Consider the following 13474-nt stretch of genomic DNA (forward strand, 5'->3'; position numbering starts at 1 on the left):
TTGTCATAAAGCTGATGTTGCTGTGTTTCATTGTCTTGTCGTTGTGAAGGGAATCCTGTTCTGTATTTAAAGAATTAATCATTGGATAGTTATAAAGAAATTCGTCCTTATCTGGACAGTGAAGTAAATGGAGCTCTTAAAGAGTACAAGGATCATCCTATGATCCGGGCTTTGCTCCATTTTACTTTTCCGGACAAGACGCAGGAAGAAATAGAAGGAGTGCTGGATTCCTGTCATTCCGTCAACGACTTCCAGGCAAAAGTCATATATCAAAGCGTTCGTAATGTTCTGGAAAAAAGTTCGGAAGGATTTTTTACTACGGGTTTTGAAAAATTGAAATCCGGGACCTCTTACCTCTTTATATCCAATCACCGCGATATTGTAATGGATACTTCCCTGCTCAATGTAGCCCTGATGGAGAACAATCTGGTAATGACTGCATCGGCAATAGGGGATAACCTGGTACACAAGCCGTTTTTATTGGCATTGTCCAAACTGGTCAGGAATTTCCTCATTCAAAGAGGGCTTTCACCACGGGAAATGCTCGAAAGTTCCAGGAAAGTTTCCGGTTATATAAAACACCTGCTGCAGGAAGAAGGCAGGTCTGTTTGGATTGCCCAGAGGGAAGGCCGCACAAAAGACGGCAACGACCGTACACAACAGGGAGTGTTGAAGATGCTGGCGCTGGCCAGTGATGAAAAGGAGATCATGGACTATTTTAAAAAATTGCGTATTGCCCCCGTTTCCATCTCCTATGAATACGATCCTACCGACCTTTTGAAAATGCCGGAGCTTCTGGCAAGGCATTACGACATGGAATACGTAAAGACCAGTAACGAGGATTTTAATTCCATACTCAAAGGTGCGCTGGGGCAAAAGAAACGCATTTGTATAAATGTAGGGGATGTACTGGATGCAGAACTGGATGAGATACGCAACAGCGGTGAGCCCGTAAACAGGCAATTTCAGATGCTTGCAGACCGTATTGACAAGCAGATCCACAAAAACTACCGGCTGTGGCCTACCAATTACCTCGCCTATGACCTGCTGCATGGTACCGGAACGTTTGCGGATAAATATAACGAAAAAGAGAAACGGCAGTTTGAAAGAAGACTGGAGAGGAGAGTGGGCAAGGAAAATGAAGTCGCCAGAAAGAATTTCCTTTCCATGTATGCCAATCCCGTGGTAAACCGGATGGAACACGACCGGTAAAGCACAGGTATCACAGACAATGAAATATTTGGCAGAAAAGAGCGTTACCTCTTATATGTATGAAGCAGGGCCGTTTGATTTTACACAAGATATTATAGAAACAGAGTTTACAAAACAGTTTTTCGGTTATGGGGAAAAGATCTGATATACTCCTGATATATACGGGTGGTACCATCGGAATGATAAAAGATTATGAAACCGGAGCGTTACGGGCCTTTAACTTCGATAAACTGTTAAAAAGAATTCCCGAACTTTCGCATCTGGACTGTAATATAAAAACGGTATCGTTTGATGATCCTATAGATTCATCCAATATGAATCCGGAATACTGGATATTGATAGCCGGGATAATAGAGGACAATTACGATGCTTTTGACGGCTTTGTGGTATTGCATGGCAGCGATACGATGAGCTATACCGGGGCGGCATTGAGCTTTATGCTGGAAAATCTGACCAAACCGGTTATTCTCACCGGCTCGCAATTACCTATCGGGGATTTGCGTACCGATGCCAAGGAGAATCTTATAACGTCCATACAAATAGCTGCGCTGAGGGAAAAGGGAAAACCGAAAGTGGCCGAGGTATGCCTGTATTTCGAGTACAAACTGTATAGGGCCAACCGCACAACGAAAATAAATGCGGAGCATTTTGAGGCATTTGCATCACTGAATTATCCGCCTCTTGCGGAAAGCGGGGTGCATCTGAAGATTAATGATGAGCACCTTTTGGTGCCAAACAGAAGAAAAAAATTCCAGGTACATAAAGAACTGGACAACAATATAGCGGTAATAAGGCTTTTTCCGGGAATAAACGAAGCCGTACTTTCGGGGATATTTGAGACTCCGGGGCTGAAAGCGGTTATAGTCGAAACGTATGGAGCCGGTAATGCCCCGACGGAAGAATGGTTCCGGGTTTTAGTGGAAAAAGCAGTAAAAAAAGGGATATTTGTAGTCAATGTGACACAATGTTCGGGAGGAAGTGTGCTGATGGGGAAGTACGAGACCAGTACGCACCTTCGGAAAATGGGTGTTATCAACGGAAAAAATATCACCACAGAGGCCGCGATTGCTAAGCTCATGTACCTTTTGGGATGTAAAATCAACAAAAAAGCATTTAAAACTGTGTTCGAAACACCCTTGAGGGGCGAATTACATTAAAAATAACAAGATAAATTTTATCAACTAAAAAAAAATTCGTTATTTGGCACCCCGAAGAAAATCATAGAAGCAGTTCTTCAAAATATAGAGAGGTGGCCGAGTGGTCGAAGGCGCACGCCTGGAAAGTGTGTATACGTCACAAGCGTATCGAGGGTTCGAATCCCTTCCTCTCTGCAAGTTTGACAAGCGAAATTAGCCCGCTTGTATTACAAAAAAAACGGCAAATATGTCTTTGAAAAAAATATAATTGCCGAAACCGTTACAAAGTTCTTAAAAAAACTATTAGTTTTCCGGTAACGGAACTCGGAAGGATGGAATCGGAAGAGTTTCTCCTTCTTTGTTACAAATTCATTAATTGTAAAAATTTTATATCTTTAACCCTATTAACTAACAAAATTTAAGTTTAGAAGAAATGAAAAGATTATTCTCTGTTCTGGCTGTTGCCGGATTGATGGCTCTTAACGCAACAACGGCAGAAGCGAAGGATCTTGCTCCTGTTGTGTCTGAAAATATTTCAGAAATAGTTGCTCCCGTAGACGACGCTGCTGCTTTCGTCCAAGACGATGCTGTTGCTACAAGTGAAGATAGCAAACCTTTTCATCAGGTATTGAAAGAATATTTTATAAAAGGTGGTGCCGGATTTATGGGAATCGTGTTGCTGTGTTTGATTCTCGGACTTGCAGTTGCAATTGAAAGGATTATTTTCCTTAACCTTTCTACTACCAATACCAGAAAGCTTACTTCCAGAGTAGAAGATGCGCTGGCTTCAGGTGGGGTAGAAGCTGCAAAAGAAGTATGCAGAAACACAAAAGGTCCTGTTGCCTCTATATTTTACCAGGGGCTGGAAAGAGCTGATGAAGGAGCGGAAGCTGCTGAAAAAGCTGTTGTGGCTTACGGTGGTGTACAGATGGGACAGTTGGAAAAGAACGTATCTTGGGTTTCTTTATTTATCGCGGTGGCCCCGATGCTCGGGTTCATGGGTACGGTAATCGGTATGATCCAGGCGTTTGATAAAATTAGTGCAGCCGGCGGACTGGACGCATCTTTGATTGCTGCAGATATCCAGGTGGCATTATTGACTACGGTATTTGGTCTTATTGTGGCAATTATCCTGCAAATATTTTACAACTACATCATTGCTAAAATCGATAGTATAGTGAACGACATGGAAGAAGCTTCCATTACACTGATCGATTTGTTGGTAGCCCACAAAAAGTAAAACGGATTAAAAAGTAGTTATGAAAATATATAAAATATTCTTAATTATTGCTGGTATCATCGGCGCCGTACTGTGGTTTATGTTGCCCAGTAGCGATATGCCGGTAGAAGAAGCGGCAACAGACTCTAACGTAAACCTGATGTTTATCGTCTCTTACGTACTGTTTGGTATAGCTGTTCTTATTACAGTGATATTCAGTATAAAAAGTTTGTTCTCGCATCACAAACTGAAAGAAATGCTCATTTCCCTGGTGGCTTTCGTTGCTATACTGGTAGTTAGCTATGCGCTGGCTTCCGGAAGCGAAGTTACATCATCGGATGGTAGTATGTTGGCTACGGCCGAAACTTCCAGACTTGTTGGAGGCGGACTCATAGCCTTTTACATACTTGCTGTTATTGCAATACTTGCAATGATATTGTCAAGCGTGAAAAAAATATTAATGAAGTAATTATGGCAAGAAGAAGTATACCGGAAGTAAATGCTGGTTCCATGGCAGACATTGCGTTTCTGCTCCTTATCTTCTTCCTGGTGACAACCACCATTGAGACGGATTCCGGGCTGGATCGTAAGCTTCCGCCGCTGGAACCGCCAGAGGAAGATGTTGTGATAAAGGAGAGAAACTTGCTGCAGGTGCTTATCAACAAGAGTAACCAGTTAATGGTTAACGACGAACTCACCAAGCTGGAAGATCTTCGTCAGGTTGCTGTGGATTTTATTGATAACGGTGGTGGATTGAATGATAAAGGAGAACCTTGTGACTATTGTCAGGGGGCCAAAGATCCCAAATCTTCCGTACACCCGGAAAAAGCGATAATTTCTCTTCAGAATGACAGGGAGACCAAGTACAGTACCTATATCGCTGTACAGAATGAATTGGTGGCCGCATACAATGTATTGCGAAACCGCGAATCACAACGTCTGTACAAAACGGATTTCACGGCAATGCAGGACATGTATAACGATCCTAAAACTTCCGATGATCAGAAAGATAAGCTGAAACCGAGAGTAGAACGTATACAGAAGATGTACCCGCAATATTTATCCGAAGCGGAACCGAAGAAAAACTAAAAATACTATTATGGCTAAATTCACAAAGAAAAAAGATGGCGAATTGCCAGCCGTTTCCACCGCGTCTCTGCCGGATATCGTATTTATGCTACTGTTTTTCTTTATGACCGTTACAGTGATGAAGGATGATTCGTTAATGGTAGATAATACACTGCCTATTGCGGACCAGGTTCAGAAACTGGATAAAAGGGACAGGGTAGTATATGTATATGCCGGGAAACCACATCCGAGATATCAGTCCAAGTACGGTTCTCAGGCGAGAATCCAGCTGAACGATAAATTTGCGGATGTAGACGAGGTAGCGCCTTATATTCTGGCGGAAAGGGCAAAAATGAGGCAGGAACTTCAACCCTTGATGACTACAGCTCTTAAAGTGGATAAAGAGACCAACATGGGACTTATATCTGACATTAAGCAGGAGTTGAGAAAAGTAAATGCTTTAAAAGTAAATTACACAACCAAGGAAGGAGATGCAATGAGGAATATCGAATAGTCCTCGTTTCTTGAACTTATATTTTGAGAGAACCGGCCGTATTTTACGTGCCGGTTTTTTTTATGGGAATGGTTTTGAAAAAGATATATAAAAAACTAAATAGAGTATATTTGTTTAAAAAGGGATATATGAGAAGCTCGTTTTACGTAGTTTACCTGGTCCTGTTTCGTTGTACGATCGGGGTTTTTGCCCAGGAAAGTCCTGCAATTCACACACTGGCCCCGGACAGCACTGTTATAGACCATAAATATAAAGAGGACCAGATATATCTGGGAGTTAGTTATAATATACTTTTAAATCGCCCTGAGGATGTAAAACAGAACAATCTGTCCAGGGGTATACAGTTCGGGGTAGTTAAAGACATGCCCCTGAACAAACGGAGAAATATTGCCATGGGAATTGGGGTCGGATATGCCTATAATGCGCACTTTCACAATCTGCAGTTCCTGAAAGGCGATGAAGGAATGCAGTACAGGGTCATACCGGACTCCGTGGATTACAGCCGTAATAGAATGGAAGCGCATTTGCTGGAAATGCCCATAGAGTTCCGGTGGCGGTCTTCTACTGCTGCCACATATAAATTCTGGCGTATATATGCCGGGGTGAAATTAGGATATGTTTTTGCCGAAGGGTATAAGTTTGTGGGCGATGAGAAGACAAAGTTTTCAAATAAAGATATCTCAAGGTTTCAGGCCGGCCTTCACTTGAGTGCAGGGTATAATACCTGGAATTTTTATGCCTATTACGGATTGAGAAATTTATTTGAAGACGGTGTGGTAACAGAAAGCGGAGAGCAGATAGATATGAGATCTTTAAAAGTGGGCATTATTTTTTATGCCCTATAACCAGTAAGGAAAAATGACAGCCTGGGGTACCGCTCCCAGGAGTATCCCCAGCGAGATTTCCCTGATATTATGTGCTTTCAGGTATAACCTTGACGATGCTACGATCCCCGTAAAAAGGATGAGTGCGGCCAGCAGGAAGGTCATATTGAGACGGTAATGCATGCTGAGCCCCAGTATAAAAGTTGTCAGCCCGGTTATGCCCATCATGTGAATACTTGCCTTGACCTTTAATAACACCAGGACCAGGCAGAGGAATAAGGTTACTAATATCCCCATAAAGAAATAGTGCAGTTCGGCTGAAGAGGTCGCAGGTGTAATATGCCTTGTGATGATGAATATGATCGGCATGGCGGCATAAAGCGGTACTTTGCGTTCTTCCACCCCCGATAGTTCCGGGGAGCGCACCCATCCGAGGTTTTTTAACAGGAAATACAGTACGACCGGAACGATCAGGGTGAGTATGAGTACGGGGATTATAACGCTTTTACGGGCTTCTTCAGAGAAATAGGCAGGAGAGATTATATAATAAGCTATTGTTCCCGCAAAGGGCATAAAAATAGGGTGAAGCAGGTAGCTGAATAATCTTGAAAAATACATCTGTAATTTCCGGGCTTGAAAGAGGCCTCGCTTGTGTCTGTTTCCGTTCTTATATCTGTTTTCTCAGTCGTGCTACGGGGATATCCAGCTGTTCCCGGTATTTGGCTATTGTTCTTCGTGCAATAGGATAGCCTTTTTCCTTGAGGAGTACGGCCAGTCTGTCGTCCGTAAGCGGTGTTTTTTTATCTTCTTCTTCGATAATGTTTTCGAGGATTTTTTTGATTTCCCGGGTGGAAACATCTTCTCCCTGTTCATTTTTCATGGCTTCAGAGAAAAAGTCTTTGATGAACTTGGTCCCGTAAGGGGTGTCCACGTACTTGCTGTTGGCCACTCTGGAAACCGTAGAGACATCCATGCCTATGCTGTCGGCAATGTCTTTCAGGATCATTGGCTTCAGTTTCCGCTCATCCCCTGTCAGAAAATATTCGGACTGATAATGCATAATGGCATTCATCGTAACAAAAAGGGTTTCCTGACGTTGTTTTATAGCATCTATAAACCATTTGGCCGCATCGAGCTTTTGTTTGATAAACTGTACGGCATCTTTCTGGGACCTGGATTTCTCTTTGGAATCCTTATATCCCTGTAGCATATTGCTGTATTCTTTGGAAACGTGCAGCTGGGGAGCATTCCTTCCGTTGAGGGAGAGTTCCAGCTCCCCGTCTACGATGCGTATGGTAAAATCGGGAACAATGTGTTCTACCATACGGTTGCTTCCGGAATAGGAGCTTCCCGGTTTCGGGTTTAATTTTTCAATTTCGTGTACGGCATCTTTGAGTTCTTCTTCATCGATATGGTGCCGTTGCAGTAATTTTTTATAGTGTTTTTTCGTAAACTGCTCAAAAGACTTTTCCAGGATGTCGATGGCCAGGTCTACCGAAGGTGCAGCCTCTTTCCTTCGTAACTGGATGAGCAGGCACTCTTTAAGGTCCCTGGCGCCTACCCCCGCAGGGTCCAGGTGATGCACTATCTGCAGGATCTTTTCAATGGAGGCCTCATCCGTATATATGTTCTGGGTAAAAGCAAGATCGTCCATAATATCTTCAACGGACCGTCTTATATAACCGCTTTCGTCTACACTTCCCACCAGGAATTCGGCAATATCCCGCTGGTCGTCATTCAGGGAGTAAGTGTTCAGCTGATTGACCAGGTGCTGGTGAAAGGAAGTACCGGCAGCATAAGGAACGGTCTTCTCTTCGTCATCGGAGCTGTAGTTATTGGCATGCAGCCGGTAGTCCGGAATTTCGTCGTCGCTGAGATACTCATCCACATTAATATCCTCGGCCTCTATTTTTTCATTACCGTCGTCATAGAGCTCATCATAAGAATCGTTCATATCGTCCTCATAATTTGCCTCTTCCTCTTTACCGCTTTCCAAAGCTGGGTTTTCCTCTATCTCCTGTTTCAACCGCTGCTCAAAGGCCAATGTAGGCAATTGGATCAGCTTCATCAACTGTATTTGCTGAGGCGATAGTTTCTGCGATAATTTAAACTGTAACTGTTGTTTCAGCATCTGTCTTTCAATTACTCCTGGCTTATAATACAAAAATAATCGAAAACTTTGAACCAGGGAATAATAAAGGTATAAATACGGGGGGAACACCCCCGGAAACAGTACCATAATTTTATTTCCGGCACCCCGGACCGGCAAGGTCAAACCATGATAATGAATTTATGATGCTGCTGTGCCGACGGGAGATCAATCCGTAAATAAATCGCTCGCCGGGGAGGTTTCCTCAACCCAGATTCCGGAGCCTGCACTCAGTACAAATTCACTTAATCCCACCTCTTCGGTTTCCGGGGCCCAATCGTATGTATATCCGAGGCGTGTCCAGGGATAATGACGATCGGTTTCTTGGGCAAGTGTCCGGTAGTAGGCAAAAATAATATAATCATTAAACCAGGAGGAGTAGGTTTCTGTTACATTGTCGGAAAGGGCAGACCCGGTTGTGGTAGTACCGATATCCGGGTTACCGGCAGGACGGTAAAGGTTTTCCGGGCGTACCCACAGGGCACTGATGTGTGTATTGCTGTTTTCATCGGCAGGAGGGAGCCCCAGAACCTGACAAATACGCATTATGGTATCCGAACTTTGAATGAAATCGTCTTTTATACGCGATTTCATTTGACCGGGAATAAATAACCAGGATTCTCCCCAGGTGTTGGTAATGGAGTCTCCTTCGGGATAACTGGAAGGATATTTGTGAAAACTGGCCATCAATACATATTCATGTCCATTGATGGTCTTCCATTGCAGCCTTTCGTTTGCAGGGGATATAGCCCATAATGAATCGATGATCTCATTTTCTTCGGTCACCATGGCATCTGAAATGGAAAGATAATATAGTTCTTCGAAAGTCAATTCCGGTTCCGGAACCGTATCGTCATCACTGCTACAGGCGGCACAGAGCATGGTAATTAACAGGACGGCAAATGGCCATGACGGGGTAGTGCGAAAGGTCATAAGTCAGGTTTTTAATTTTAAAGATTTGGTGGGGTAAATATAACTAAAAAACGACAGGGAGAATAAGATTACGTAGGAAAAATAGATGATAAATAAGTATTTTCTGTCGGTGTATGATAGGGTATTTTCGGCAAAAGAGGGTGAAGAAGAAAATACGGTGTATGTGTGGAGAAGTTGTAAAAATGAATCCCGGTCCGAAATAATCCGGACCGGGACGTATAATAAGAATCTTAAAACTCCGCATTTTGTGGTGTCCTCGGGAAGGGGATAACGTCCCGTATATTGGTCATGCCTGTGGTGAATAATACAAGCCGTTCGAAGCCCAGCCCGAAACCGCTGTGAACTGCAGTACCGTATTTCCTGAGGTCCAGGTACCACCAAAGTTCTTTTTCGTCTATGCCCATGGCTTTTACTTTTTCCAGGAGGACGTCATAGCGCTCTTCCCTTTGCGATCCTCCCACGATCTCCCCGATACCGGGGAACAGGATATCCATTGCCCTTACCGTTTTGCCGTCATCGTTCAGGCGCATGTAGAAAGCCTTGATCTTGGCCGGATAATCAAACAGGATTACCGGGCACTTAAAGTGCTTTTCTACCAGGTAACGTTCGTGTTCGCTTTGCAGGTCGGCGCCCCATTCTTCAATGATATACTGGAATTTTTTCTTCTTGTTGGGTTTTGAGTTCCTGAGGATATCAATTGCTTCGGTATAACTTACCCTTTTAAAATTATTGTCGAGGACGAAGCGAAGCTTTTCCGTAAGGGTCATATCGCTTCTTTCGTTCTGTGGTTTGGTCTTTTCTTCGTCCGAAAGACGTTTTTCCAGGAATTCCAGATCGTCTTTGCAGTTTTCGAGAGCATAGCGGATCACATATTTTATGAAATCTTCCGCAAGGTCCATATCTCCGTCGAGATCCATAAAGGCCACTTCGGGCTCTATCATCCAGAATTCGGCAAGGTGCCTGGACGTGTTGGAGTTTTCGGCACGGAAAGTAGGACCAAAGGTGTATACTTTGCCGAGAGACATGGCATAAGCCTCGGCTTCAAGCTGTCCGGAGACAGTGAGATTGGTCTCCTTTCCGAAAAAATCTTCCTTATAGTTTACACTGCCGTCTTCCTGCAACGGAGGATTTCTGGGATCCAGGGTAGTGACGCGGAACATTTCTCCGGCCCCTTCCGCATCGCTTCCCGTAATGATGGGGGTATTTACGTAATTAAACCCGTTATTCTGAAAATACTGGTGTACGGCAAATGACAATGTGGACCTCACCCGCATCACTGCACCGAAAGTACTGGTGCGTGTGCGCAAATGGGCTTTTTCCCTGAGAAATTCCAGGGAATGCTTTTTGGGCTGAATAGGGTATTCTTCCGGATGTGAATCCCCGAGGATTTCCAGTTGGTTTGCCTGTATCTCTACTTTTTGTCCTTTTCCGGAGCTTTCCACAAGCGTACCTTTTATCCGGATGGCAGCCCCGGTGGTAATACGTTTCAGGACATCTTCTGAAGTATTTTCGAAATCCACCACACATTGAATATTATGAATGGTAGAACCGTCATTCAAAGCAATGAAACGATTGCTCCTGAATGTTCTTACCCATCCCTTAACACTTACTTCCTGTAATAGCAGATCCTCGACAAGCAGGTCTTTTACACTGTACACCTTCATTTTTTTAATCTTCTTGATAAATGATGTTTTTTGACCGGATTCAGTGACTGCCGGGCACCGGAAGTCAGCCGGAACAGAAACACGTGACGTGTTTGATATCAGTTGGCAAATATAGGTGTTTTTTTAAAGAATGTCCGGGGATTATAAAAAACAAAAAGGGGATTTTTCCCCTTATCCGGTATTGTTTACAGCCGTACTTTTGAGTCGCAATTAATACCTTGTATTATTTGAATTAGGAAAAGTAGGTTTGGGGAAACCATACGTGCCTGCCGGCCCGCTCCGATTATGAAAAATCGGGGTTATGTCCGGCAGGTTTTTTATTTTTCTTCATCGTCTTCCGTAAGGACATCAATATTAGGTTCTTTTAAAACCTGCTTATTGGCAATACTTTTTTCCAGCGACAGCAGTAAGGAAGGCAGTAATATAAGGTTGGACAGCATGGCGAACAGCAGGGTAGTGGAAACCAGCCCCCCAAGTGCTACCGTACCGCCGAAACTGGAAGTGGTGAATACGGAAAAGCCGAAAAAGAGGACAATGGAAGTGTAGAACATACTTACCCCGGTCTCACGCAATGCCGCAAAGACCGATTTTCGTATTTTCCATCCATTGCTTACGAGCTCCTGCCGGTATTTGGCAAGGAAGTGGATGGTGTCATCTACCGATATCCCAAACGCAATACTGAACACCAGTATCGTAGAAGGTTTGATGGGAATACCTAAGAATCCCATGACCCCGGCAGTAATGACCAGGGGGAAAAGGTTAGGTATCAGTGATATAATGATCATTTTGAAAGAGCGGAACATGTAGGCCATGAATATGGCGATCAAAATTACGGCCAGGGCCAGCGAAATAACAAGGTTTTTCACCAGGTATTTGGTCCCTTTCATAAATACCAGGGCCTTTCCGGTCATGCTGACTTCGTACCTGTCTTCCGGGAACACTTTGTGTATGGTTGTCCATAACTGGTTCTGGATACCTTCCATTTCGTCTGTTCCCATATCCTGCATAAAAGTGGTAATGCGGGCTACCTGTCCTGTTGAATCCACAAAACTGCGCAACAGGTTCGCGCTTTCCGAAGACTTTTTGGCGTAGGAAAGGATGAAGTGGTTTTCCTGGTTTGAAGGGAGTTGATAATATGCCGGATTGCCATTATAATATGCCTGTTTGGAATATTTGACCAGGTTGACTACCGAAATGGGTTTGGAAAGCCCCGGAATATCCCTTATCAGTTCTTCGAGTTCATCCATCCTGCGGAGTGTGGATAGTTTCATAACCCCGTTCTTTCGCTTGGTATTCACCATGATCTCCAGTGGCATGATACCGTCGAATTCCTTTTCAAAGAAACGTATATCATTGAAAAAATCCGTGCTTTTGGGCATGTCTTCGATAATGCTCCCGGATATGCGTATCTGGTAAATACCGATAATGCTGGCCACAAGAAGGACCAGCGAACATATGCTTATCTCAATGCGCCTGTGCCTTACCGTCTTTTCCATCCAGTTTACAAAGCCGCCTATCCAGCGTTTGTTCAAGTGTTTCAGGTGCCTTTTTTTAGGTAAGGGCATGAAGCTGTAAATGATGGGGATAATAAGCAGGGACAGGATAAAAATGGCCAGTATGTTTATGGAAGCCACAATACCGAATTCCTTGAGCAGTTTACTCTCCGTTACGATAAAGGAAGCAAACCCCACGGCGGTAGTGGCGTTGGTCATTAAAGTGGCATTACCTATTTTAGAGATTACTCTTTGGAGGGATTTTGCCTGGTTACCGTGTTTTTTTACTTCCTGTTGATATTTGTTAATGAGAAAAATACAGTTGGGAATACCAATAACAATGATCAAAGGGGGGATGAGTGCGGTAAGTACGGTTATTTCGTAATGGAGCAGCCCCAGAATACCAAAGGCCCACATAACACCGATGATAACCACGATCATCGAGATCAGGGTGGCCCGGAACGAACGGAAAAAGAAAAAGAAAATAAGTGAGGTAACCCCAAGTGCAGCAAGGATAAATCCGCCTATTTCATCTATGATATTCTGGGAATTTAAAGTTCTTATATAAGGCATTCCGGAAACGTGTACTTTTAATCCGGTATTACTCTCGAACTTCTCGACAAGAGGAATGAAGTCGTTGAAAATAAAATCTTTTCGTACCGGCGTATTTACAATTTCCTTATCTATATAGACGGCAGTACGGAGTGTTTCGGTGTCTTTGTTGAACAAAAGGCTCTCGTAGAAGGGCAATTCGTGAAACAAATGGTTTTTAAGGGTGTCTATGGCCTCTTCGGACTCAGGTTGATGGTCCAGGAAAGGTTTTAATTCGAATTTCTGTTCCTCAGTACTCTTGACCAGTTCTTTCAGGTTATCGGTAGAGACAACCAGGTCTACCTCCGGGAAAGCATTCAGCTGTTTGCTCAGTTTGTTCCACAGATTAAAGTTATGCGGAGTAAACAACGCCGGGTCTTTTACGGCCAGAACAATGAGATTGCCTTCTTCGCCAAATGTATCCAGGAATTTATTGTATTCTACATTTACCGGGTGATGGTCGGGCAACAGGTTGGCCTCGGTATAGGTAAAACGCATGTTTTTCCATTGCATAGCAAGAAAAACAGTAATGCCGGCAATTATAAGAAGTATAAAAATCCTATTCCGTAGAATTATTCGTGCGACCCTTTCCCAAAAGCCTTTGCGTATCCAAGCGACCATCTCGTTTTTTTAACTCGGCAAAGGTAAGAAATTAGTGCAGAATAGTCTCT

12 protein-coding genes and 1 tRNA gene are annotated in these 13474 nt (G+C 43.6%); 8 read left to right on the plus strand and 5 right to left on the minus strand.

From position 1 onward, the window contains the following. Positions 1–81 precede the first annotated feature (81 nt). The 8 genes from ED312_RS03190 to ED312_RS03225 all read left to right on the plus strand — a co-directional run bounded on the left by ED312_RS03190 (position 82) and on the right by ED312_RS03225 (position 5994). Positions 82–1212: a 1-acyl-sn-glycerol-3-phosphate acyltransferase gene (locus tag ED312_RS03190; protein WP_240643002.1), complete on the plus strand. Its 1131-nt coding sequence runs from the start codon at positions 82–84 to the stop codon at positions 1210–1212. Between the two features lie 128 nt (positions 1213–1340). Beyond that, on the plus strand, positions 1341–2369 hold the full coding sequence (locus ED312_RS03195; RefSeq protein WP_123214561.1) for an asparaginase: 1029 nt from the start codon (positions 1341–1343) through the stop codon (positions 2367–2369). 86 nt (positions 2370–2455) lie between these two features. Continuing rightward, a tRNA-Ser gene (locus tag ED312_RS03200) sits at positions 2456–2543 on the plus strand. Between the two features lie 238 nt (positions 2544–2781). After that, complete coding sequence (locus ED312_RS03205) at positions 2782–3588, plus strand: MotA/TolQ/ExbB proton channel family protein (RefSeq protein ID WP_123214562.1); 807 nt, start codon at positions 2782–2784, stop codon at positions 3586–3588. A gap of 19 nt (positions 3589–3607) precedes the next feature. Beyond that, entirely contained in the window at positions 3608–4036 is a 429-nt protein-coding gene (locus ED312_RS03210) for a hypothetical protein (RefSeq protein ID WP_123214563.1), read from the plus strand. A gap of 2 nt (positions 4037–4038) precedes the next feature. Continuing rightward, positions 4039–4656, plus strand: a complete 618-nt coding sequence (locus ED312_RS03215; protein WP_123214564.1) for an ExbD/TolR family protein — start codon at positions 4039–4041, stop codon at positions 4654–4656. A gap of 10 nt (positions 4657–4666) precedes the next feature. Continuing rightward, positions 4667–5149, plus strand: coding sequence for an ExbD/TolR family protein (locus ED312_RS03220; RefSeq protein WP_123214565.1), 483 nt, complete (start codon positions 4667–4669; stop codon positions 5147–5149). 128 nt (positions 5150–5277) lie between these two features. Then, positions 5278–5994, plus strand: a complete 717-nt coding sequence (locus ED312_RS03225; RefSeq protein WP_123214597.1) for a porin family protein — start codon at positions 5278–5280, stop codon at positions 5992–5994. Here the strand turns inward: ED312_RS03225 and ED312_RS03230 are convergent. The 5 genes from ED312_RS03230 to ED312_RS03255 all read right to left on the minus strand — a co-directional run bounded on the left by ED312_RS03230 (position 5989) and on the right by ED312_RS03255 (position 13424). Then, entirely contained in the window at positions 5989–6591 is a 603-nt protein-coding gene (locus ED312_RS03230; RefSeq protein WP_123214566.1) for a hypothetical protein, read from the minus strand. The two genes, ED312_RS03225 and ED312_RS03230, sit on opposite strands and share 6 nt — an antisense overlap. Positions 6592–6640: 49 nt before the next feature. Continuing rightward, entirely contained in the window at positions 6641–8104 is a 1464-nt protein-coding gene (gene rpoN / locus ED312_RS03235; RefSeq protein WP_123214598.1) for an RNA polymerase factor sigma-54, read from the minus strand. Positions 8105–8290: 186 nt separating this feature from the next. Next, positions 8291–9055: a hypothetical protein gene (locus tag ED312_RS03240; RefSeq protein ID WP_123214567.1), complete on the minus strand. Its 765-nt coding sequence runs from the start codon at positions 9053–9055 to the stop codon at positions 8291–8293. Between the two features lie 230 nt (positions 9056–9285). Next, complete coding sequence (asnS, locus tag ED312_RS03250) at positions 9286–10719, minus strand: asparagine--tRNA ligase (RefSeq protein WP_123214569.1); 1434 nt, start codon at positions 10717–10719, stop codon at positions 9286–9288. Between the two features lie 317 nt (positions 10720–11036). Then, entirely contained in the window at positions 11037–13424 is a 2388-nt protein-coding gene (locus tag ED312_RS03255) for an efflux RND transporter permease subunit (protein WP_123214570.1), read from the minus strand. Between the last annotated feature and the right edge of the window lie 50 nt (positions 13425–13474).

The sequence above is a fragment of the Sinomicrobium pectinilyticum genome (assembly GCF_003725735.1).
Lineage (GTDB): Bacteria > Bacteroidota > Bacteroidia > Flavobacteriales > Flavobacteriaceae > Sinomicrobium > Sinomicrobium pectinilyticum.

Coding starts and splice junctions, on each gene's coding strand:
- ED312_RS03205 (WP_123214562.1), top strand. CDS start 2,782: ATGAAAAGATTATTCTCTGTTCTGGCTGTTGCCGGATTGATGGCTCTT.
- ED312_RS03240 (WP_123214567.1), bottom strand. CDS start 9,055: ATGACCTTTCGCACTACCCCGTCATGGCCATTTGCCGTCCTGTTAATT.
- ED312_RS03215 (WP_123214564.1), top strand. CDS start 4,039: ATGGCAAGAAGAAGTATACCGGAAGTAAATGCTGGTTCCATGGCAGAC.
- ED312_RS03255 (WP_123214570.1), bottom strand. CDS start 13,424: ATGGTCGCTTGGATACGCAAAGGCTTTTGGGAAAGGGTCGCACGAATA.
- ED312_RS03195 (WP_123214561.1), top strand. CDS start 1,341: ATGGGGAAAAGATCTGATATACTCCTGATATATACGGGTGGTACCATC.
- ED312_RS03220 (WP_123214565.1), top strand. CDS start 4,667: ATGGCTAAATTCACAAAGAAAAAAGATGGCGAATTGCCAGCCGTTTCC.
- ED312_RS03230 (WP_123214566.1), bottom strand. CDS start 6,591: ATGTATTTTTCAAGATTATTCAGCTACCTGCTTCACCCTATTTTTATG.
- asnS (WP_123214569.1), bottom strand. CDS start 10,719: ATGAAGGTGTACAGTGTAAAAGACCTGCTTGTCGAGGATCTGCTATTA.
- ED312_RS03210 (WP_123214563.1), top strand. CDS start 3,608: ATGAAAATATATAAAATATTCTTAATTATTGCTGGTATCATCGGCGCC.
- rpoN (WP_123214598.1), bottom strand. CDS start 8,104: ATGCTGAAACAACAGTTACAGTTTAAATTATCGCAGAAACTATCGCCT.
- ED312_RS03225 (WP_123214597.1), top strand. CDS start 5,278: ATGAGAAGCTCGTTTTACGTAGTTTACCTGGTCCTGTTTCGTTGTACG.